The organism is Tetragenococcus koreensis (assembly GCF_003795145.1).
Taxonomy (GTDB): Bacteria; Bacillota; Bacilli; order Lactobacillales; family Enterococcaceae; genus Tetragenococcus; species Tetragenococcus koreensis.
This window is the reverse complement of the sequence record NZ_CP027786.1, coordinates 1,608,866-1,632,000: the sequence shown is the minus strand read 5'-3', so window position 1 is coordinate 1,632,000 and position 23,135 is coordinate 1,608,866. Positions and strand designations below refer to the sequence as shown.

Genomic DNA, 23,135 nt, shown 5'->3' with positions numbered 1-23,135 from the left:
TAATAAGGTGGGGACTCTTGAGAAGCGAAAGATAGAGGCTGTTTCTTACGCTGTAAAGAGATTTTTTCTACTAAAACTGTTATAAAGGTAACCGTTCTTTATTCATTCAAATTTACGCTTATTCTACTTTCAATGTTTAGTTCTTTTGACACTAGAAAAATGAAATTTAGCGTTATAATGATTTCAAATATTATTTTAAAATAAAAAAGACGAGTAAATCCCTTGTTAGAGATTACTCGTCTTTTTGCACGACTTTATTTTGTTGTAGGTTCTTCAGTTTTTCCTAGTTTGTAAGTCAAATAGAAAGAAATAACCAGTAATACGATTCCAATTATTGTAAAAGAAAGGGCATTTGAACCAGATAAATCGGCTAAAGCATTGGTATTATAAATAATGGCAAATGGCGAAGCAATGACGAGACCTAAAATACCGCTGTAAGTTAAGCTAGGATGATGGATAAATAAGTACTCGATGATTTTACTGATTAAGAAAATGCCTAACAATACGCCAATTCCAAAAGGTAAGAGAAGGCTTGTATTGTAAACTAGAGCTTCCCAATCTAACACACGAAGAGCATCAAAGAAATTTGTCAAAGTATTAATAATGCCGTAGTAGTAACCAAGGATCATTAAAACTAGGGAGCCGCTGATTCCAGGAACCACCATGGTTGCAGAAGCGATAATCCCGATCACAAATAGAACAATAATATTTGTAAAGTTAACTTCTAGCGAGGTGAAACCAGCTTCGGTTTCTTGCATGAAAGACATTCCAACAACTATTGCAAAAAAAGCAAGAAATACAATAATATGAGATATGTTCAAATTTAGTTGATATTGTTTCATTGAAGCTTGAAATTTACGGAATAGTATAGGTAACCCGCCAAGAATAAGTCCTACAAAAGCCAATGCTGTTGGTAGTGTATACCGACTTAATAAAAATTCAATTGCATAGGAAAAAAAGATGACGCCAGCAACTAAGCCAATTCCTAATGGAAGTAGTATTTTAAAACTTTTTTTCCATTTTTTAAATAAATGTGTAATGGCGAAGATCATATCATCATAAATCCCTAAAGAAACAGCCATAGTCCCTCCGCTTACACCAGGGATGATATTTGCTATACCCATCATCATTCCTTTAATGATCATCCAAAAATAATTCAAATTCGTTACCTCCATAAAATATATTACTTATACATTCTACTTTAAAGCGAAGTATGTGGCAATTAAAGATATAAAATCGTAACTAATATATTAGTTGCGGTAAAAAAAGAAGCCAAATTTCAGTCGGGATTTTTATTTCAGTTAATTGGATATTCTAAGTGCAAAATTTATTGGACTTTATAGTAACAGGAGTCGTTTTTTCGTACATTCCACAGTTATTCATAACTATTGGAGGCGCATCGAGAAAGTTACCACCAATAATTTGTCGATTGGAGGCACGTTGTTTGATGGTCCAACAATATGTTTGCAGATTGGAGCTACATGGTTTGATATCCCATCAATAGCGCTGATGTTTAAAGTTAGTCGGTTGCTTTTTAACTATGAAGAGTTAATTTTCACTTTTATACCAACCTATGTAAGCTCTTGCAAGTGAAACGCCGAACATGTTAAACTAAGTAAGAGTACTTTTAAATTATACAAAAAGTAAAATTCGTTTAAGCTGAGTTTTTATTTAAAAGTAATTCGTTTGAATCCCTCACTTCGCTTTATGAAATTTTTGTTAGCTTTTTGTTGTTAGCGACTAAGAAGAAATTCGCAGCATAGAAACGTAGGAGAGAGACGTATGAAAGTTCAACGAATAGATCATGTAGGTGTAATTGTAAATGACCTTCCTTTTGTTAAAGCTTTTTTTCTTGAGCTTGGTCTTAGAGAATTAGGAGAAACAGAGGTTAAAGGAAAATGGGTGGAACAAATCATTGACCTTAATGATGTCAAAGAAACAGTGGTCATGTTAGAAGTTCCCGATGGGGAAGCGATGATAGAATTGGTAAAATTCCATTTTCCAACTGATGACAAAGGTATTCAGCAGAACTTGCCAAATACGCTGGGGCTTCGACATATTGCTTTTGCTGTTAAAGACATTGAAGGAATTGTTGCGCCATTGAAAAAAAGAGGTGGAGAACTGATCGGCCAGGTACAAAATTACGAAGATATATACAAATTATGCTATATTCGTGGACCGGAAGGGATTATTTTAGAGTTGGCTGAGAAAATTGGATAAATTTCCCCCTTTTGTAAAAAAATAAGTAGGAGGTTAACATGCTTTTCACTTTTATCAGCTTTGGGTTCTATGCTGCTTTTTCTTTAGGTATTATTCGATCTATATCAGCAGAAATTCAAGCAGAGATGCCTAACGTAATAAAGATCGGCTTGCTGCTATTAGGAATTCTAGTATTGCTGTATATTGTAAAAGAGTTAAAGAAGATAAAGACACATCACTCTAATCATAAACCTGCAATAAGAAAAAAAGAATTACTAACGGTAGTTGCCGTTATCGGGGGAGCTTACTTGACGTTTGCGTTTAATCATATTGTAGGCATGGGAGATGTGTTAGCTGCTAGCTTGATTGGGCTTATAGCAGCGTGGACAATAAAAAATTACGCTTTACCCATTTATTGTGGCACTTTTATCGGGATGGTTTGTGATCAAATTTATTCTAATCCATTTGCAATAGGGTTTGCTTCAATCATTACCGGCGTGTTATATGTTATTTCTTCACATATTTTTGCTGGATGGGGAGGCAAAGCAGGCTTTTTGGCATTTATCGGAACCTATACTACGTCATTATTTATTAATCAGTCTTTTCACTTTGTGGAACCATTAAGTTTTAGAATGTATATTTATGTTTTTCTTACGGTGATTTTAGCTGGTGTTTCAACTTTTACGATTCATACAATGATTAATAGAGTTGACGTTGTATCTGCTTCTGCTTTAATTGGTCTACTCGTAGCTTTCTTTTCTTCTGATTCATCTCATGTTATTGTCTTTGCCGCTTTTTGTGGTACATTCACAGGTATGACTTCCAAAGAGTTATTTACAAATAAAAGTGATATAATTATAGCCTCTTTTTTAACAGCGTTTTTATTTGTCTTTTCTTTTTCGTTATTCGAAGGCGTTGGAGGAAAACTGGGTTCTTTAGCTTTTATCGCTTCGATTTCCACGGGAGGTCTCAAGCACCTATTTTCGTTTCTTAAACGCCATCCTCTTTTGGTGAGAACAAATGAGTATTTCAAGGCGAAATTTGATTGATACCAGTCAAAGAAATAAAAGAAGTTGGCCCCGCAAAAAGCAACTTTTCATAGATACTGTGAAAATGGTTAGATCCCTCTAGAAACTTCTGAGAATAACACATGAACGACTTTTCCATTTCGATTATATGCAAACTTTCTGTTCTTTGCTGGTTATTTTCAATCCTTCATTAAAGAAACTTAGGCTTTAGTTTTTTTGCTTTATAGATAATTGGTTGTCTTACCTTTGTGATATAATGAGAAAACCTAAAGTGATTTTAGTATTAAAAATAAAATCGACCTTGGAGGCTTTCATGAATAAATCTACAAAACTCGAAAATATCATAGCTTATGTGAAAGAACATGATATAGATTTTATCGATTCAAAGTATGTTCTTTATGGACGAATGGACGCCAGCAATCTCAATTTATTTCTGTTAGGAGGGCTGGGGGCACTAACAATGAAACAATTCGTTATTATCTTTGGAGAAAACCAGCTAACATTGATTTTACTGACTTTGTCGGGCGATTTTAAAGAAAAAGCAATGACCATTTTGTACGAGGATATTTTCAAAATAACCTTTAAAGAAGGAATCCTGGTAGATGTGTTCACTTTCTATACTGAAGATAGAAAATTTAAAGTAAAGTGCAACAAGAAAATAGTTGGAATGAGCTGGCAAAGTGAAAACTTGAAGACATGTCTCGATCATCCAATAATGACTAAACACCTCTAAAAGACAGTTGTATTAATTGAATAGAGAGAAAAGACACAGTTTTATTTTAGCAAAGCAAAAAGTACTTCCATCTATCCTGTGTTTAGCGATAGAAACGGAAGTACTCTTTTTGGTGTGTTTTATAAGAGAAAATTGCTTACTTATAAAGTTATACTTGCTCCAGGTCCTAATGAAAGTCCAAGTAGGAACCAGATAATTAGTAGAATTGTCCAAGTAACTAAGAATGCCATGGAATAAGCTAACATAGTAGATACTAATGTACCAATTCCAGCTTTTTTATCATAACGTTGGGCAAATATTAAAATCATAGGGAAATAATTTAGTAATGGAGAAATGACGTTTGTTGAAGAATCAGCGATTCTATAGGCAACTAATGTCATTTCAGGTGCAATATTCAAATTATAAAGCATTGGCGTAAAGATAGGCGCTAGAATTGCCCATTTTGCTGAAGCAGAGCCAATAAATAGATTGATAAATCCCGAAACTCCTATGAAACCTAGAATTAATGGAAGCCCGGTTAAATTAACGGATTCCAGTAAATCAGCACCAGATACAGCCAAAATTGTTCCTAGATTTGTGTAATTGAAATAATCAATCAATTGTGCAGCAAAGAAGGCTAACACTATATAATTGCCCATGGAACTCATAGCTTCTGTCATACCTTTTACAAAATCAGAAGAACTTTTGATTTTGCCAACGGTTATACCATAAGCTAGTCCAGGTAACGCAAATAACAAGAAAATTGCTAAAAGTAAACCAGTGGCAAGAAAGTCATTAATCGACTCTGCGCCTATAGCTTCATCGTAACTTCTAAATAAAGCTCCTTGTGGAAACATCAAAACAGCCATAATGATAGCGTAAATAACTAACACGATTAAAGCATTACGTAATCCTTTTAATTCGTCTTTAGTTAGTGTTTCAAAGTCTGGACGGTAGTCACCGTGGTATTCACCTAGTCTTGGTTCAACAAATTTATCAGTTATTAAAGCTCCGACAACAGTAAGTACAATTGTTGAAACGATCATGAAATACCAGTTTGCTGTGATGGTAATATTATATTCGATCCCTGCTGAAGTAAGGGCTGCATTTGCAATATCAACAAGTAAAGCATCTGTTGGTCCAACAAGCAAATTAGCGGAAAATCCCCCGGATACGCCGGCAAAAGCAGCAGCTAAACCTGCAAGAGGATGACGACCAGCCCCAGCAAAGATCAACGCGCCCAATGGAATAATAACAACATAGCCGACATCTGAAGCAATATTTGAGATAATACCTGCAAATACGACAGCTGCTGAAAGCAAGAAAGCCGGTACGTTGGATAATAAGCGTTTTAGTGTTGATTCAATAAGACCGGTCCATTCTGCAATTCCCACACCCAACATGGTCACAAGTACTGTACCTAAAGGTGCGAATCCTGTGAAGTTATCAACGGCTGAATTGAATATATGGTTAAGACCTTCAGCTGATAATAGTGAAATAGCTTCTACTGTAAGGTTTTCTCCTGCTTCAGCATCAAAGTATTCTACACTTAAACCTGTTGCACCTGCAATCCCTGATACTCCAATAACAATTGCGGCTAAAATCATGAATAAAACGACCGGATCAGGTAATTTGTTACCCACTCGTTCTATCCAACCAAAAAAACCCTTATTTTTCTGGTTTTCTATCTCATTCATTCGAGTTCCCTCCTTGCAATATAATACACAATACTATGAAAATATAAGTACACCAATGAGTTTACTAGCTGTCAGAATAGAAAACAAATAGTTTTCAAAGAAAGTTTTGACTTTCTAATAAAATTCTAATGAAAAGTGAAGTTATAAAATTCGTACAAACGTTATAACTTTGCTTTCATAGATGACTTTATAGGGAATGAAAAACTGTTATGAAGTTATTTCACAAAGCAACTTTCAGTTTATCTAAACAAAATTAAAAAAGGAAGACAAATGTTGACATACCAACATTTGTCTTCCTTTAAGAACTGTAAAATAGGGCTACTACAGTCAAATAGTATTGTATATTTTTAAGTTAACAGTTGATCTGTTATTAATTAAATAAATTAAAGATCCCCGTAATGGCCAGAACAGAATTCAACAGAGGCATCACAATTGAGAAACCAAAAAGCGTTACAAACAATTTATTGGAATTGAATTTTTCTCCGAATTGTCGGTCCCCAATTATAGTTGATAAAATCAAACCACCCGCACTAGAAGCAGGGCTGAATGCGGCAGAGCTGGAGCCAACAATCATGGTACTTAACAATCCGGTTTCATTTGTATTATTTCCAATAACCTCGGCCAGATCGCTTACCGTTGGCGCTAATGTAGGAATGACCACTCCCAAAGTAGATGAAAACCAGGACATAAATCCACCAACAAAGGAGCTCATACCCATAATGGTGGCATAATTGGAAAAGTCCCCGATCGTTCCCACTAAAATATCAATGCCACCGGTTTCTTTGACAATATTCATTAATAGACCTACACCTGTTACCATCAAAATAGTATTCCAAGGGATGTTTTGGAACGCTTCTTTTTCGTCTGAAATCCCTGATATAAGCAAGAGCATTGCTATAGAAATAGCGACGAGCCCTGCATCTAAGCCTAATGCAATGACACAGAAGATAAAAAGCAGTACTCCTGCTAAGGCGATCCAATGGTTTTTAGTCAAGCGCTCTTTTTCAATCATATTATCGGCTACCTTGGACTTTTGTGTCTTATATCCTTTGAAATAAATAAAGGCAGCAATAGATAAAATGATCATGCCAATGGTTACATTTGAGGTTAATGGGGTCAGAATTTCCTCTACGCCTTGCTCAGACATAATTGTAGCGACTACATTGCCATCGGGTGTAATTGATGTAAAACGCCCTGATTGTGCTCCTGCAACACCAATAATCATCAGGAGCGCAGGGTTATATCCTGAATTACGCGCAAGGGGATAGACATTGAAACAGTAAAGACGAGCGCAGCGACGGCTCCTGCTAATGCAGCAATCAACCATCCAATAATAAATACAAGAATCGGAATAAACCAAATTCTTTTGCCGAAGCTGCTGATAATATTGTTGATTAATACATCTAGACAACCATTATCATTGATGATTCCAAATAAAAATGTCACACCTAGCAATGTGATAAATAACGAAGCGTCGAAACCTTCTAATATTTGTTCCGTTGAAAATTGGCCAGATGCATAGCCAATCACAACAGCTGTTGCTATTGCTAAAAGCCCAATGTTGAGTTTTTTTACAAACCCAATCATAATAATTAAAACCAGTGCAAGCAATGCAATTATACCCATATTCATTAAACAACCACTCCTTTCATAGTGTTACAAGAAATTAGGCTTAATCTTACCAGACTTCGTATGTGCTGTACACGCTTTTGTGTTGGGTGTATCTATTTTGTTTTAAGCCTATGGTTTAGGAGTTTTAGAAAAATAGTTTCCTCTTTACTATCAAGAAAAAAGAGAGAAAGCCAGTTAAAAACTCAAGTAAGAATATACCTCTGTTGTGGCTCTGTATTTCTCTTATAAAGAATCCCTTTTTTAAACATTAAAAAAAAGAGCACTTTGTATTGCAAAAGAAACCTCCAGTTATTTGGAAGTCTTCTTTTATACTAAAGCGCTCTTTTAAAAAATAATTGATTAATCAGCGTTCGTTATACATAATCAAAACAGCCAAGCCATTCATACTATTACTAAATTTTATATCCACTACTTCAATATTACCATCTAAGAATTCATTCACTGACTTAGTAAGTCTTTCATTGTCTGTATCGCTTCCAATGATTTTAATTTTCATGTTTATATCTACCTTCCTCTCTGTTTTTTTCGATGAAAGTGGTGATTAAATTGTAACCTTACTTAACCAAAGTCTATCACATATTTCAATCCTGTGTAGTAAACTTCTTTTAAAGCACAGGATTTTCATAGACCTTGAGTGGTAGGGTAAAAGAAAATGAGAAAGAAGAGACCTTAGAATTGTTCAATGTCTGAGGAGTTGTCTTGCTATTTCGATACAAAAAGCAGAGGAGGTTCATTGCTAAACTTATTTATGCAAAATTAAAGAGGGGATAAACAATGAGTTTTCAATGTTTATCCCCTCTAGGAACTTTTAAAAATTATACGCGCTCAACTTGTCCAGATTTCAAAGCACGAGCTGATACCCAAACTTTTTTAGGTTTGCCATTTACTAATATACGAACTTTTTGCAAGTTAGGCTTTACAGTACGTTTAGTAGCGTTCAGCGCATGTGAACGATTGTTGCCGCTTCTTGTTTTGCGACCTGTATAATAACATACTTTTGACATGTGTTGTTTCCTCCTTTGCCTTGATCTAGGAGCGCTGGTTTTTCGCTCATACTAGTTGAATTTAGCATAAATTTGACTTATTTGCAAGCTAAATTTCTGTCTTACATTGACTTTTTTATTGGAACATTGTAAATTAGACAAGGCTATAACGTTTTTATGAAAGGAACGGCCACGTAAAATGAGGCAAACAATTGAATATACTGTTGTTTTGCTGAAAAACTTACAATTGAATTGCTAAGAAATACCCTGCATTTCACCAACAGCCAGGGGCTAGATAGTGTCATCTTCTTTTATTTAAAGAAGGGCTATGTTAAAATACTATAGTAGAAAATGGGCAGTTTGTTTGCTAAGGAGGCTTATCATGGCTGTAAAAATAAATACATCAATAGGAACAATTGAAATCACTAATGAAGTAATTGCAACAGTTGTCGGTGGAGCGGCAACTGATGTTTTTGGCATCGTAGGGATGGCTAGTAAAAATCAACTCAAAGATAATATTAATGAAATCTTACGGAAAGAAAACTATGCACGAGGTGTAGTGGTACGGCAAGAAGAAAATGGGATTGCCGTTGATGTCTATACGATCGTAAGCTATGGTACTAAAATTTCGGAAGTTTCACGTAATGTACAGGAAAAAGTAAAATATAACCTTGAAACAATGCTTGGCGTTGTTGCTAATTCAGTGAATGTGTTTGTTCAGGGTGTTCGTGTATTGCCTGATTAAAGGCAGACAACTAGCTGAATGTTCAGCGATTGTAACTTAAGGAGGATTATCAGTGAAAGTAACGGATATTAGCGCAAGCCAATTTCAAGAAATGGTCCAAGCGGGCGCGAATCGTCTTCAATCAAATGCAGAATTTGTTAATTCGTTAAACGTATTTCCAGTGCCAGACGGAGATACTGGAACGAATATGAACTTATCAATGTCTAGCGGTGCTAAAGGAGTTTCTGACTCGACTTCAGAAAAAATAGGAGAATTAGCTGACTGCCTTTCAAAAGGACTGTTAATGGGAGCTAGAGGAAACTCAGGCGTTATTTTGTCCCAATTATTTCGTGGTTTCAGCAAGAGTATTGCGGATCTTGAAGTTTTATCAGCTGACAACTTGGCCCAAGCTTTTAAGCACGGTGTCGAGACTGCTTATAAAGCGGTGATGAAACCAGTTGAAGGGACTATCTTGACAGTAGCGCGTGTCGCAGCTGATTATGGTGAAAAAAAAGCAGCAACCTCTGACGATTGTGCAGAAGTGATGGCAGCTATTGTAAAAGGCGGGAAACGAGCATTAGATAAGACACCAGATCTATTGCCAGTCTTAAAGGAAGTAGGCGTTGTCGATAGTGGCGGACAAGGCTTATTGTTCATTTATGAAGGTTTTTTAAGTGCTTTAAATGGAGAATATGAACCTGAGGAACAAGATTATTTTGTTTCACCAGGTGCGATGGATGAATTAGTGAATGCAGAGCATCATCGCAGTGTACAAAGTCAGCTATCAACAGACGAAATTAAATACGGGTATTGTACCGAAATTATGGTGGAAATTGGAGAAGGCCCGACTGTAGAAAGTGAATTTGATTACGATACTTTTCGTAATTATTTAAATGAATTAGGAGATTCCTTACTAGTTGTCAATGATGATGAAATTATCAAGGTCCATGTACATACGGAATATCCAGGCGAAGTCATGAATTATGGACAGAAATTTGGTTCATTAGTCAAAATTAAAGTAGACAATATGCGTTTACAACATGAAACGATTTTAAATAATGAAGAAAATGAAGCGAAGACTCAAAAGCAGCCTCGGTGTGACTATGCGATTATTACGGTTGCTGCTGGTGGTGGCGTAAAGCAGTTATTTGAAAGCTTAGGTGCAAAATATGTGATTTCGGGTGGTCAAACGATGAACCCAAGCACCGAAGATATCATCAAAGCTATTGATGAAGTTAACGCCAATCAAGTCATTATTTTACCTAATAATAAAAATATTTTTATGGCCGCTAACCAAGCAGCTGAGGTAGCCGAAGTACCTGTTGAAGTAGTCCCTTCTACGACAATATCTCAAGGTATGACAGCTATGCTAGCTTTTAATGAACGCCAATCTTTAAGTGAAAACAAAGAAGCGATGACACAAATGCTTGATACAGTGGTTTCCGGGTCAATTACCCATGCTATTCGTGATTCAAGTATTGAAGGAATTAACATTAAAAAAGGCGACTTTTTAGGCATGGTTAATGGAAAAATCGTCGTCTCAAATACTGATATTTTAGCGTCCTCCAAAGAAACGTTAAAACAAATGATTACTGACGACACAGAAATTATTACAATCATTATTGGAAAAGATGGTTCGCAAAAAGATGCCAAACAGTTAGAAGAGACTGTTTTGTCCATTGATAATGAATTGGAAGTTGAAATCCATGTGGGAGATCAACCCGTTTATCCGTATATTTTCTCAGCTGAATAGAAAAAGTTCTTTTTGCAAAACACGTTGAAAAGTTAGAAAGCTTGGTCAAACTATGGTTTGTACCAAGCTTTTTGTGCGCTCGGCATGGGCGATAACTTGGTGGTGAAAGTCCACTACAGGCTTGGCAGTAGGAACTGTTAGCCAAAAGCAAGGGTGTCCATCGCGAGGTGGAATCTGAAGGAAGCTGGAGGCAAACACTCGCACTGACGAACAGGAACTTCATAAGAAGGCTGGATTGGGACGGATGAGCTTGCAAAACAAAGCAAAGTCCGATACTGCCCGAATCCTATCCAGTAAATGAAGCAGTGAGATGAGTGGAAGGTGATCGCGCCTTACCCGAGGAGGTCTATCGAGCGAATGCAATCAATCGTAGTAACAACGAATCGATAGAAGTCAGCCGAGGTCATAGTAGTATCTTACGATACGAAGGACTGAACAATAATAACTTTGAAGTAAACAAGGAGGTGGATGTGCTCACCAGGACCGCAGCCAATACCGTGGTAAAGACCGAGAGGTAGCTCACTCATGGAGGGATAAGCTGGAAGCAAAAGAGGAAATGAGGAGCGCGTAAGGGAGCACGACAATCAAATGAAGAACCAAAGTGGCTATCCATTAATGGACGAACTCGTAAGTTCGATGAATATTGATCGAGCCATCGAGAAAGTAAAGAAGAACAAAGGAGCACCAGGCATCGATGAGATGACCGTATTTGAAATCAAGGAACATCTAAACAAATACCGACAACCTTTTGTTCAAAAACTGAAAGAAGGGACTTATCGTCCTCAGCCCACCAAACGGGTAGAGATTGATAAGAAAGACGGCAAGAAACGAAAGTTGAGTATTCCTGTCGTACGAGACCGCGTGGTACAACAGATGATTTTACAAGTCATTACCCCTTTGATCGACCCGACCTTTTCTAAAAACAGTTATGGATTTAGACCTGGAAAGAATTGCCAACAGGCAATCGATCAAGCAGGAAAATATTATGAAGAAGGCTACAATGTGGTCGTGGATTGTGACTTAAAAAGTTATTTCGACACCATCAATCATCAGAAACTAATGCATCGTATGCAATGGTATATCGCTGATAAAGAAATCCTTCAATTAATCTGGAATTTTCTCAATGCGGGCGTACTAGACGGGGAAATTATCCGTTCTACACCTCAAGGAGCCCAACAGGGCAGCCCCTTATCTCCACTTTTAGCCAACGTCTATCTTGACCAACTAGATAAGGAACTCGAAAAGAGAGGGCATCGTTTTATCCGCTACGCCGACGATTTTATCGTGCTAGTACAAAGTGAACGAGCCGCCCAAAGGGTTCAAGAAAGTGTCACCCAGTTCCTGGAAGGAAAGTTACGACTCACGGTAAACCAAGAGAAGAGCCAAATTGTAAAGGCGCATCAATTGGAATACCTCGGATTCCGTCTGAGGAAAGATAAGGGAAAGTAAAGAGCCGGCCCACAGCGTCGGCCAAACAAAAGTTCAAGAGACAGTTAAAGAAACTGACCAATCGGAAAAGATCGGGAAGCCTAGACGAAATTATCTCATCGATCAATCAATATACGCAAGGTTGGATTAACTATTATAAGAAAGGGGAACTAAAGGCTTTCTTAGCGAAACAAATGACCCACTTACGTAGAAGATTGCGCGCCCTTATTTGGAAAAGATGGAAGAAAGTGTCAACAAAATATCGACAACTGAAAGCAAGAGGGGCTTCTCACAGAGAAGCCATGACTTATGCAAATAGTCGAAAATCGTATTGGCGTATTTCCGAGTCTAAACTACTCCACCGAATCTTTACGAAAGAAAAATTCAAACAATGGAAACTCAAGGATTTCAATGAAATCCTTGAGAAATAAGCTTAAATTATTGAACCGCCGTATACGGAACCGTACGTACGGTGGTGTGAGAGGACGATGAATGAAATAATCATTCATCTCCTACTCGATTTGAAAGTTGGTGAAAAAATGCTACAAGAATCAATTACAAAACTTGCTGGAGTGGGAGAAAAGCGTGCACAAGCGTTGGCTGATTTGGGAATTGTGACGATCGAGAACTTGTTGAGCTACTATCCATTTCGTTACGATGATATTAAAGAAAGAAACTTAGCAGAAATTAATGATCAAGAAAAAGTAACGATTAAAGGAATCGTGGTCTCACCACCAGTTGTTAATCGCTTTGGTTATAAGAAGTCCCGTTTGCAATTTCGCATGATGCAAGATCGCGATGTTTTTAGTGTCTCTTTTTTTAATCAACCTTATTTAAAAGATAAAGTTGTGGTTTCTGAAGATATTGCTATCTATGGCAAATGGGATGCTAAGCGCAAAGCCTTAACGGGGATGAAGATACTAGGCGCCAAGCAAGAAGGTGACTTTGCACCCATTTATCATGTGAGTAAAGCGGTGCGACAGCAAACGTTGGTTGATTTGATTAGAAAAGCATTTGCTCGTTTTGGGGATCAGATTGAAGAAAATTTGCCTTTATCCCTAATGGAAAAATATCGCTTAATGGGTAGAAAAGATGCGATGTATGCGATGCACTTTCCACAAGATCCCGACCAACATCATCAAGCGAAACGACGGGTAGTGTTTGAAGAATTTTTCTTATTTCAAATGAAAATCCAAGGATTAAAAAAAGAAGAAAAATCAGAGAAACATGGGATTGTAATTTCCTATGACGTAGAGCGTGTCAAAGAATTTACGCAAAAGCTTCCTTTTAAGCTGACCGGTGCGCAAAAACGTGTAACCAATGAAATTTGTCGTGATTTTTTGCAACCGAAACACATGCAGCGTTTATTACAAGGCGATGTGGGTAGCGGGAAAACAGTAGTTGCGGCTATTGCTTTATACGCGGCTGTAACAGCGGGTTTTCAAGGCGCTTTAATGGTGCCAACCGAAATTTTAGCCCAGCAGCATTTAGGAAGTTTGCAGCAACTATTTGATCCTTTGGAAGTACATACCGCTCTTTTAACTAGTTCAACCAAATCTAAAGAGCGTCAGCAAATTATTGAGCAATTGCAACAAGGAGAAATTGATGTAGTGGTTGGAACGCATTCTTTGATACAAGAGGGCGTTGATTTCTCCAATCTGGGCTTAGTTATTACTGATGAACAACATCGTTTTGGCGTGAACCAGCGGCGTGGACTACGGGAAAAAGGGTTCCAACCCGATGTGTTATTTATGACAGCAACGCCGATTCCGCGTACTTTGGCTATTACTGCCTATGGCGAAATGGATGTTTCGATCATTGATGAAATGCCCGCTGGTAGAATTCCGGTTGAAACACGCTGGATCAAGCGTGGTCAGCTTTCTGATGCTTTAAAAAATGCGCAATTGGAATTGCAAAATGGGCGACAGATGTATGTGATTTGTCCATTGATCGAAGAATCCGAAACGCTAGATGTCCAAAATGCTGTAGAATTGTATGAAGAATTAAAAAATTATTTTGCCCCGGAATTTGTTGTAGGCTTGCTCCATGGTAAGATGAAAAGCGAAGAAAAAGAAGCGATTATGGAAGGCTTTAAAGAAAATGAAATCCAAGTGCTGGTTTCAACTACCGTGATTGAAGTAGGGGTTGATGTACCTAATGCAACAACGCTGCTTATTATGGATGCTGATCGCTTCGGTCTGGCACAGTTGCATCAATTACGGGGACGAGTTGGCAGAGGACAAGAAGCTTCTTACTGCATTTTAGTAGCAAATCCTAAAAATGAGCTAGGCAAAGAGCGAATGAAGATTATGACCGAAACAAATAATGGCTTTATTGTCAGTCAAAAGGATTTGGAATTGCGCGGTCCGGGCGAAGTATTTGGTTTTAAACAATCAGGCTTGCCAGAATTTGTAGCGGCTGATATTGTAGCTGATGCCAATGTTTTAGAAGTAGCTAAAGATGAAGCGCAAAATTTATGGCAAAAAAAAGATTGGCAGTTGTTACCTGAATATGCGGGGCTGTTTTCTTATTTAAAAGAAACAGATAAAGAAAACCAGTTTTTTGATTGAGCGTTTATGCTATACTAAAAAAGGTGAGTTTTTAAGGAAAGGTGAGCGAATAAAGTGAAAATTGCAGTAGATGCCATGGGCGGCGACAATGCACCAGAAGCGATTGTTTCGGGTGTAATGTTGGCGAAAAAAGATTTTCCGGAGATCGAATTTCAGTTATACGGAAAAGAAGCAGAAATTAAAAAATATGTAACTGATGAAAAAAACATTACAATTATCCATACAGATGAAAAAGTAACGAGTGAAGATGAACCAGTACGAGCTATTCGACGTAAAAAACAAGCTTCAATGGTTTTAGCGGCACAAGCAGTTAAAAAAGGTGAAGCGGATGCCTGCTTTTCAGCGGGCAACACAGGGGCGCTTTTAGCTGCCGGCTTATTTATTGTTGGCCGTATCAAAGGGATCGAACGTCCTGGCTTAATGTCAACATTGCCTATCATTGGAGAAAATAGAGGATTTGACATGCTTGACTTAGGCGCGAACGCTGAAAATAAAGCAGAGCATTTACTAAAATACGGAGTTTTAGGCTCTTTTTATGCAGCAAATGTTCGAAAAGTAGAAAACCCGCGAGTAGGCTTATTAAATAATGGGACTGAGGAATCAAAAGGCAGTGAAGTGACGAAAAAAGCCTTCGAACTTTTGTCAAATGAATCTAGCATTAACTTTGTAGGTAATATTGAATCTCGGGATATTTTAAATGGAGTGGCAGATGTTGTTGTGACTGATGGTTTTACAGGGAATGCTGTCTTAAAATCAATCGAAGGAACCGCACTAAATATCACAAAACTATTGAAAAAATCGATCCTCGATGAGGGAATGAAGGGGAAATTGGGTGCACTATTACTGAAAAATGCTCTCAGTGATTTGAAAAATGAAATGGACTACTCTGAATATGGCGGCGCGGTTTTATTTGGCGTGAAATCTCCTGTCGTTAAAACGCATGGAGCCACTAAACCAGATGCAGTAGCGGCCACGATTAAGCAGATCCATACTATGCTTGAAACAGAGGTAGTAAGCAAGTTAATCAAACAATTTGAAACGAACGAAGAGGCAAAATAATGTAATAAAAATGCAACCTTTGTTACAAAAATGAAAAAAAGCCTAGACAAAGTAAGTAAAAAATCGTAAAATATTGGGTAGCTATTTCTTGCTATGCTAAAGGCGTGGAGGTGAATACATTTGACGCGTGAAGAAATATTTAATAAGGTAGCTGAAGTGATCGCCAATCACTTTGAAGTAGCGGCCGATCAAGTAAAAGAATCAATGAGCATTAAAGATGATTTAAATGCTGATTCGATTAGTGTTATGGAATTTGTGTTAGAATTAGAAGAAGCTTTTGGTACAGAAATTTCCGATGAAGATGCTGAAAAAATCCAAACAGTTGGTGCGGCAGTTGACTATATTGATTCTCATTTAAATTAATAAGATAAGCAATCGACCCTTTCTATCAGGGTCGATTTTTTTATAGGAATAAACTAAAGATAATAGGCTATTTTAAAATGTCACTGCAATATTTCTACAACAGCCCACTGCTTTTTCAGTCCTTGTTCTCGTCTATTCGATGACCTAAATCTTATCTGATTTATTATTCTATTCTTTCCAATATATTTAACATATTCCTAACTGTGTTTAATTACGCTAGTTTCCTTTGTTCATATTCTCATTCTCTTTTACCCGGCTTTTAAGTAGGAAATTAAAAAAAGGAGCATGAACCCCTTGAAAAAACGCAAGTCATTCTATATAATTATTAGAAATATTAAAAAAGAATAAGAAATGAAAGAAAATTCGGATTTTTATAGATGCTTTGTTTTTTAACTTAAGGGGGAATAATATTTGTCCAATGAGGAACAACTATTAGAAGTTCAAAATCTGCACACGGCTTTTCGTATTAAAGATAATTTTTATGATGCTGTAGATGATGTATCTTTTTCATTGAAAAGTAATGAAATTTTAGCCATTGTTGGTGAATCTGGCTGTGGGAAAAGCACATTAGCCACAACGATTATGGGACTTCATGATCCATTAAATACATCGATCACTGGCGAAATTTTATACAATGACTTAAATTTAGCGAACTTAAATGAGTCGCTTTATAATAAAATCCGGGGAAACGATATTGGGATGATTTTCCAAGATCCTTTATCAGCATTAAATCCCTTGATGCGTGTCGAAGATCAAATCAAAGAAAATTTGTCTTATCACACAAAATTAACCGATGAACAAAAACAAGCCCGTGCTTTAGAATTATTGGAACAAGTAGGCATCCCCAAGCCTGCCCGTGTAGGACGTCAATACCCCCACGAGTTATCAGGTGGGATGCGTCAACGAGTAATTATCGCAATTGCTATTGCTTGTAAACCACCGATTATCATTGCTGACGAACCTACGACAGCTTTAGATGTAACCATTCAAGCACAAATATTGGACTTATTAAAGAGCTTACAAGAAGAAACTGGTTCAGGTATTATTTTAATTACCCATGACTTAGGCGTTGTAGCTGAAATGGCTGATCGTGTAGCTGTGATGTATGGCGGCGAATTTGTGGAGTATGCCGAAGCGGCTGAGCTGTTTGAAAACCCTAAGCATCCTTATACCCGCTCTTTACTGGATTCCATTCCACAAGAAGACGATCAAGACAATGAACTACATGTTATTGAAGGAGTGGTTCCTTCTTTAAAAAATATGAAACGGACAGGTTGTCGTTTTGCTCCTCGGATTCCTTGGATACCGGAGGAGGCACACGAAGAGCATCCTACGCTACATGAGGTAGCGCCTGATCATTTTGTTCGTTGTAGCTGTTATAAATATTTTCATTTTAGAGACGAACAAGGAGATGTGTAAATGTCAGAAATACTTACGATAAAAAATCTGAAAATTCACTATCCTATTCGCAGCGGTTTTTTTAACCGTGTTACCGATCATGTCTATGCGGTGGATGGTGTTGATTTTATGATAGAAAAAGGGAAAACATATGGGCTTGTAGGCGAGTCTGGTTCTGGCAAGTCAACTACCGGTAAAGCGATTGTAGGCTTAGAAAAAGTAACCGATGGTGCGATTTATTATGAGGATCAAGATATCACAAACCCTTCGATTCGTAGAAAAATAAATTATAATCGTGATGTGCAAATGATTTTCCAAGATTCAATGTCTAGTTTGAATCCCAAAAAACGTGTATTAGATATTATTGCCGAACCTCTACGCAACTTTGAAAAATTAAGTGTGCAAGAAGAGAAAAAGCGAGTAAAAGAATTACTCGATATTGTAGGTATGCCTGAAGATGCATTATATAAATATCCGCATGAATTTTCTGGAGGACAGCGACAACGTTTAGGCGTAGCACGGGCAGTTGCAACCAACCCTAAGTTGATCGTAGCTGACGAACCAGTTTCGGCTTTGGATCTTTCGGTGCAAGCACAAGTGTTAAATTTCATGAAACGGATTCAAGAGGAGTATGGCTTAAGCTATTTATTTATTTCACATGATTTAGGTGTGGTTAAGCATATGTGCGATAATATTGCGATCATGCATAAAGGTCGTTTTGTTGAAATTGGCAGTAGAGAAGATATTTATAATGATCCTCGCCATATTTATACAAAACGGTTATTGTCGGCGATCCCTAAAATCGATGTCAGACATCGCGATGAGCATAAAAAACAGCGGCTGGAAGTGGAAAGAGAATATCGGGCACATCAAAAAGATTATTATGATGAAACGGGTCGTGTCTACGATTTGCAAAAAATCACCCCAACACATCAAGTCGCAGAAAAAGATGGGGGTGCTAAATAATGTGGAAGACAATATTACGCCGGATTCTTTTGATGATTCCGCAAGTTATTATTTTAAGTGTTCTAATTTTCTTGATTGCCCAGGCTATGCCTGGCGATCCATTTACCGGCTTAATTAATCCTAACCAAGATCCCGCAGAAATTGCACGGATGCGGGAAGCAGCTGGCTTAAATGATCCTTGGTATCAACAATATTTCCGCTGGATTGGAAATGCATTACAAGGGGACTTTGGCGATAGTTTCCTTTATAGAATGCCTGTAGCCAATCTTTTAGCAGGTCGGATTACTAATACGCTCTATCTTTCTGCGTTAACTATTGTTTTGACTTATCTGATTGCTATTCCATTAGGAATATTAGCAGGGCGTTTTCAAGATTCTTTCTTAGATAAAACGGTTGTAGTATATAACTTCTTTAGTTTTGCTGTACCGATTTTTATCTTTGCTCTAATCATGCTCTTTGCCTTTGGCTATCGCTTAGGTTGGTTTCCTACTGGAGGCTCGATTGATGGTGGGTTATCCGGAATGGATGCCTTTTGGAATCGAGTGTATCACTTGATTTTACCAGCTATTACGCAAGCCTTATTGGGCACGTCAGTAACCATCCAGTACTTACGTAGTGAAATCATTGATGCGAAATCGTTGGATTTTGTTCGTACGGCTCGTTCCAAAGGGGTACCCACGAATAAAGTGTTTTCTCGCCACATCTTTCGGAATGCCTTTTTACCAGTTGCTTCGCAATTAGGATATGAAATTACGGAATTGATTGCCGGCTCGGTCGTTATAGAACAAATTTTTTCCTATCCAGGTGTAGGAAAGCTGTTTATTGATAGTATCGTTCAACGCGATTATGCGGTGATTACTTCATTAACCTTGATTTTAGGACTGGCAACCTTGATTGGGACCTTGATTTCAGACATTGTCATGAGTATTGTTGATCCGCGAATTCGAATTGAATAGAAAGGAGGAGAAAGATGGCTGAAGAAAGAGAACAAGAACAGCTCCCAATAGAAGAAAGTGCTCCGCCTATGGGCCTTAAAATGGTTACGCGGGAATTTCTTAAAGATAAAATTGCCATTTTTTCGTTAATTATTTTGGTTATTACCCTGCTCTCTGTGTTTATTGGGACATTTTTTATTAATCAAGATCAAATTATGCATGTCAGTATTTTAGACAAGTACGCTCCTCCAGGTACCGTTTCAATGGAAGGGTCAACCTATCTGCTTGGTGCAGATGAAGGAGGGCGTGACGTTTTAGGCCAATTGATCATAGGCGCGCGTAATTCCATTTTGATCGGTTTTTCAATTACGATTATTACCTCAATTATTGGTGTGGCATTAGGCCTGCTTTCAGGTTATTACGGCGGAATTATTGATAATGTATTGATGCGTGTTGTTGATTTTGTCATGATTTTACCAGTGATGTTAATCATTATTGTTTTTGTATCAATTATCCCACGCTATAATGTTTGGTCGTTTGTTGCTGTCATGAGTGGTTTTTATTGGGTGGCTAAAGCGCGACTATTTCGTAGTAAGGCTTTATCAGAATCACGTCGGGATTACGTCAATGCTTCAAAAACGATGGGAACAAATGGATTTAAGATTATGTTTCGTGAGATTATGCCCAACTTAAGTTCATTAATTATTACGAATTTGACGATGAATTTCGCAGCCAATATTGGTATTGAAACTACCCTAACTTTCTTAGGTTTTGGTTTACCAACTAATGTGCCTAGTTTGGGAACCTTAATTGGTTATGCTAGTAATGGTGATGTACTTTCAACGAAACAATGGATTTGGGTACCAGCGTCAATTCTTATTTTGGTTTTGATGTTAAGTATAAATTATGTGGGTCAAGCGTTTAAGCGTTCAGCGGATGCGCGCCAACGTTTAGGTTAAAAAAAGATAAGGAGGAAATTGGATGAAGAAACAGTTTTTAGGTGTAGTTACACTTTTATCAGCATTTGTATTGGCAGCTTGTGGGGGAGGTAACGGGGACAACAATAATGATTCCGCCGATGGAGAAGGAGTCGATTTGGCGATTCAAACAGATAATGATGACGAAGCAATCGATGGTGGTTCTTTAAACGTTGCTGTAGTAATGGATACACAATTCCAAGGGTTATTCCAAAGAGAATTTTACCAAGATAGTTATGATAATGACTTTATGGAACCATCCCATGAAGAATTGTTTTTAATGGATGAAGATATGAGAATGGTAGACGGTGGAGCCGCTAATTATGAGCTTGATGAAGAGAATAAAACAGGGACAGTCACTTTAAATGAAGATTTGACATGGTCAGATGGCGAAGATGTCACAGCAGACGATTATATTTTCACTCATGAAGTCATTGGTGATCCTGATTATACAGGTGTTCGCTATGGGGAGGACTTTACCAACATTGTCGGTATGGATGAATATCACGCAGGTGATGCCGATGAGATTTCTGGTATCGAAAAAGTCGATGATAAAACAGTAACTATTGAATACAAAGAAGTCCACCCAGGTTTACTACAATTAAGCGAATCGGTATGGTCGAGTGCTTTGCCTAAACACGATTTAGAAGACATACCAGTGGATGAGATGGAGTCTAGTGATCAAGTGAGAAAGCACCCACTTTCTTTTGGCCCTTATCAAATGACCAATATCGTAGCAGGTGAATCGGTTGAATACGAACCTAACGAGTACTATTATGGTGAAGCACCAAAGCTAGATAAACTCACTTTTACTGTCCAACCTACTGACTCAGCTGTAGAATCTTTAAACTCTAAAGAATACGATCTGTTCTTAAAAATGCCAACAGATAATTACTCCTCGTATGAAGACGCGGAAGACTATCAAATGTTAGGTAGAGACGAACTAGGCTATAATTACTTAGGCTTTAAGCTAGGTGAATGGGACGAGGATGAAGGCAGAGTGCAATATGACCCAGACGCTAAAATGGCAGATAAATCCCTACGTCAAGCAATGGGATATGCGATTGATAGTGATGCCATTGGAGAAAAATATTATCATGGGTTGCGTACCGATGCGAACTCACCTATTATTCCATTATTTGAAAACTTTCATGATGATGATTTAGAAGGTATTGATTACGATATAGATAAAGCAAGTGAATTATTGGATGATGCTGGTTATGAAGATGTCGATGGAGATGGAATCCGGGAAGACCCAGACGGTGAAGAATTAACGATTAATTATGCTGTGATGTCCGGTGGTGAAACGGCGCAACCATTGGCAGATTATAATATACAACAATGGGAAGAAATCGGTTTGAATGTAGAATTAACTACCGGCCGTTTGATTGACTTCCAAGCGTTCTATGATAAATTAGAAAATGATGACCCAGACATTGATGTGTATGACGCTGCTTGGGGCGTTAGTTCGGACCCTTCACCTAGCGGATTATTCGGCCCTGCTGAGCCATTTAACTATACTCGGTTTGAATCCGATGAAAATACTGAACTGTTAAATGCGATTGATTCAGAAGCCTCATTGGATCAAGATACTCAAATTGAAAACCTATACGATTGGCAAGAATACGTAGCAGATGAAGCTTACATTGTTCCAACGTTGTTCCGTGAAGAAGTATTGCCAGTTTCTAACCGGGTAAAAGATTTTGATTGGTCATACGATATTGATCATAGCCGTTGGGCATCAGTTAGTGTAACTTCAGAGGATCGTTAATATAAGTTTTTATAAGAAGACAACTGTTGAGGTTGTCTTCTTTTTTTACAAGTATCACGGCTAAATTTAGCAAATGATTTTTATTTTTGTCGAACTGTTAGGGATACAATTGTGGCAGTAGTTGCAAAAGACATAAGTTTCCGCAAAGTTTTTTGCTTTCTTATCGCACAATTATTTCATTCTTTGGTAAAAATCAGTATAATGTAAGAAGGTCAAAAAAAGAAAAGGAATGGAATCAATGGACAGTCAGTTTTTAAAAAAATTAAAAGAGAACTTCAATATCGTGTTCCATGATGTCAGCTTGTTAGAGCAGGCATTTACCCATTCATCTTATGTGAATGAGCACCGTCAACTACAATTATCAGATAATGAACGTTTAGAATTCTTGGGCGATGCGGTCTTAGAATTATTAGTATCGAGATTTTTATATTGCCAATATCCAGATGTACCAGAAGGAACCTTAACGAAATTACGAGCAGCGATTGTTAGAGAAGACAGCTTAGCGGCATTTGCTAAAGAGTGTCATTTTGATCGCTACATTGCCTTAGGTAAAGGCGAAGAGCACTCGGGCGGACGTGAACGAGTAGCTTTACTATGTGATTTGTTTGAATCCTTTTTAGGGGCATTGTATCTGGATCAAGGTTTAGAAAAAGTCGAAGAATTCTTAACACAAGTCATTTATCCAAAAGTTGTATCGGGTGCTTTTTCACATGAGATGGATTATAAAACAAAACTGCAAGAATTTTTGCAGCGCTCTGGCGATCGCATCATTGATTATCGTTTAGTTAAAGAAGAAGGCCCTGCTCATGCACGCCTTTTTTGGACCGAAGTTTATTGTGATGATGAATTAGTCGGTAAAGGGCACGGTAAATCAAAAAAAATAGCAGAACAAGATGCGGCAGCTAACGCATTAGCCGATCTTGAAAGTAAGTGAGGAACA

The 23,135-nt window shown here is 37.6% G+C and carries 22 protein-coding genes; 16 read left to right on the top strand and 6 right to left on the bottom strand.

Translation table 11 applies throughout. From position 1 onward, the window contains the following. Window positions 1-254 precede the first annotated feature (254 nt). Entirely contained in the window at window positions 255-1,160 is a 906-nt protein-coding gene (locus tag C7K43_RS07720) for a DUF368 domain-containing protein (RefSeq protein ID WP_202583477.1), read from the bottom strand. A 622-nt stretch (window positions 1,161-1,782) separates the two neighbouring features. Between C7K43_RS07720 and C7K43_RS07715 the strand changes: the two genes are divergently transcribed. The 3 genes from C7K43_RS07715 (at window position 1,783) to C7K43_RS07705 (ending at window position 3,960) form a co-directional block, all read left to right on the top strand. After that, complete coding sequence (locus tag C7K43_RS07715; RefSeq protein ID WP_124006341.1) at window positions 1,783-2,220, top strand: VOC family protein; 438 nt, start codon at window positions 1,783-1,785, stop codon at window positions 2,218-2,220. 38 nt (window positions 2,221-2,258) lie between these two features. Further along, complete coding sequence (locus tag C7K43_RS07710) at window positions 2,259-3,248, top strand: hypothetical protein (RefSeq protein WP_124006340.1); 990 nt, start codon at window positions 2,259-2,261, stop codon at window positions 3,246-3,248. 292 nt (window positions 3,249-3,540) lie between these two features. Further along, window positions 3,541-3,960, top strand: a complete 420-nt coding sequence (locus C7K43_RS07705; protein ID WP_124006339.1) for a hypothetical protein — start codon at window positions 3,541-3,543, stop codon at window positions 3,958-3,960. Window positions 3,961-4,100: 140 nt separating this feature from the next. Here the strand turns inward: C7K43_RS07705 and C7K43_RS07700 are convergent, their stop codons facing one another. From C7K43_RS07700 to rpmB, 5 genes are all read right to left on the bottom strand, one after another. Continuing rightward, window positions 4,101-5,636 carry an AbgT family transporter gene (locus tag C7K43_RS07700; protein WP_124006338.1) on the bottom strand — a complete coding sequence of 512 codons (1,536 nt, stop codon included), beginning with the start codon at window positions 5,634-5,636 and terminating at the stop codon, window positions 4,101-4,103. 370 nt (window positions 5,637-6,006) lie between these two features. Next, window positions 6,007-6,861, bottom strand: a complete 855-nt coding sequence (locus C7K43_RS07695; protein WP_233441800.1) for an SLC13 family permease — start codon at window positions 6,859-6,861, stop codon at window positions 6,007-6,009. Further along, window positions 6,861-7,268, bottom strand: coding sequence for an SLC13 family permease (locus C7K43_RS13790; RefSeq protein WP_202583475.1), 408 nt, complete (start codon window positions 7,266-7,268; stop codon window positions 6,861-6,863). The genes C7K43_RS07695 and C7K43_RS13790 overlap by 1 nt, the downstream gene beginning before the upstream one ends. A 343-nt stretch (window positions 7,269-7,611) precedes the next feature. Continuing rightward, window positions 7,612-7,764, bottom strand: coding sequence for a hypothetical protein (locus tag C7K43_RS13200; RefSeq protein WP_157977739.1), 153 nt, complete (start codon window positions 7,762-7,764; stop codon window positions 7,612-7,614). 319 nt (window positions 7,765-8,083) lie between these two features. Beyond that, the gene (rpmB, locus tag C7K43_RS07690; RefSeq protein WP_124006337.1) at window positions 8,084-8,272 is read right to left on the bottom strand and encodes a 50S ribosomal protein L28; all 189 of its coding nucleotides are present in this window, start codon (window positions 8,270-8,272) and stop codon (window positions 8,084-8,086) included. Window positions 8,273-8,633: 361 nt separating this feature from the next. Between rpmB and C7K43_RS07685 the strand changes: the two genes are divergently transcribed. The 13 genes from C7K43_RS07685 to rnc all read left to right on the top strand — a co-directional run bounded on the left by C7K43_RS07685 (window position 8,634) and on the right by rnc (window position 23,129). Further along, entirely contained in the window at window positions 8,634-8,996 is a 363-nt protein-coding gene (locus C7K43_RS07685) for an Asp23/Gls24 family envelope stress response protein (RefSeq protein WP_014125594.1), read from the top strand. A 52-nt stretch (window positions 8,997-9,048) separates the two neighbouring features. Beyond that, complete coding sequence (locus C7K43_RS07680; RefSeq protein WP_124006336.1) at window positions 9,049-10,728, top strand: DAK2 domain-containing protein; 1,680 nt, start codon at window positions 9,049-9,051, stop codon at window positions 10,726-10,728. A 588-nt stretch (window positions 10,729-11,316) separates the two neighbouring features. Further along, on the top strand, window positions 11,317-12,177 hold the full coding sequence (gene ltrA / locus C7K43_RS07665; RefSeq protein WP_124005095.1) for a group II intron reverse transcriptase/maturase: 861 nt from the start codon (window positions 11,317-11,319) through the stop codon (window positions 12,175-12,177). Between the two features lie 53 nt (window positions 12,178-12,230). Beyond that, a complete protein-coding gene (locus C7K43_RS07660) occupies window positions 12,231-12,587 on the top strand; it encodes a group II intron maturase-specific domain-containing protein (protein WP_124007220.1) in 357 nt (118 codons plus the stop codon). A 108-nt stretch (window positions 12,588-12,695) separates the two neighbouring features. Further along, a complete protein-coding gene (gene recG / locus C7K43_RS07655) occupies window positions 12,696-14,726 on the top strand; it encodes an ATP-dependent DNA helicase RecG (RefSeq protein ID WP_124007258.1) in 2,031 nt (676 codons plus the stop codon). 54 nt (window positions 14,727-14,780) lie between these two features. Next, on the top strand, window positions 14,781-15,785 hold the full coding sequence (gene plsX, locus C7K43_RS07650) for a phosphate acyltransferase PlsX (protein WP_124006335.1): 1,005 nt from the start codon (window positions 14,781-14,783) through the stop codon (window positions 15,783-15,785). A 120-nt stretch (window positions 15,786-15,905) separates the two neighbouring features. Then, the gene (acpP, locus tag C7K43_RS07645; RefSeq protein ID WP_124006334.1) at window positions 15,906-16,148 is read left to right on the top strand and encodes an acyl carrier protein; all 243 of its coding nucleotides are present in this window, start codon (window positions 15,906-15,908) and stop codon (window positions 16,146-16,148) included. Window positions 16,149-16,559: 411 nt separating this feature from the next. Further along, the gene (locus tag C7K43_RS07640; protein WP_124006333.1) at window positions 16,560-17,567 is read left to right on the top strand and encodes an ABC transporter ATP-binding protein; all 1,008 of its coding nucleotides are present in this window, start codon (window positions 16,560-16,562) and stop codon (window positions 17,565-17,567) included. Next, entirely contained in the window at window positions 17,568-18,512 is a 945-nt protein-coding gene (locus C7K43_RS07635; protein ID WP_124006332.1) for an ABC transporter ATP-binding protein, read from the top strand. After that, the gene (opp4B, locus tag C7K43_RS07630; RefSeq protein WP_124006331.1) at window positions 18,512-19,468 is read left to right on the top strand and encodes an oligopeptide ABC transporter permease; all 957 of its coding nucleotides are present in this window, start codon (window positions 18,512-18,514) and stop codon (window positions 19,466-19,468) included. The genes C7K43_RS07635 and opp4B overlap by 1 nt, the downstream gene beginning before the upstream one ends. Before the next feature lie 14 nt (window positions 19,469-19,482). Beyond that, window positions 19,483-20,406 (top strand): ABC transporter permease, encoded by a 924-nt coding sequence (locus C7K43_RS07625; protein WP_124006330.1) that lies wholly within the window; start codon window positions 19,483-19,485, stop codon window positions 20,404-20,406. Between the two features lie 22 nt (window positions 20,407-20,428). Continuing rightward, window positions 20,429-22,195 (top strand): oligopeptide ABC transporter substrate-binding protein, encoded by a 1,767-nt coding sequence (locus C7K43_RS07620; RefSeq protein ID WP_124006329.1) that lies wholly within the window; start codon window positions 20,429-20,431, stop codon window positions 22,193-22,195. A gap of 238 nt (window positions 22,196-22,433) precedes the next feature. Then, the gene (gene rnc, locus C7K43_RS07615; RefSeq protein WP_124006328.1) at window positions 22,434-23,129 is read left to right on the top strand and encodes a ribonuclease III; all 696 of its coding nucleotides are present in this window, start codon (window positions 22,434-22,436) and stop codon (window positions 23,127-23,129) included. Window positions 23,130-23,135 lie beyond the last annotated feature (6 nt).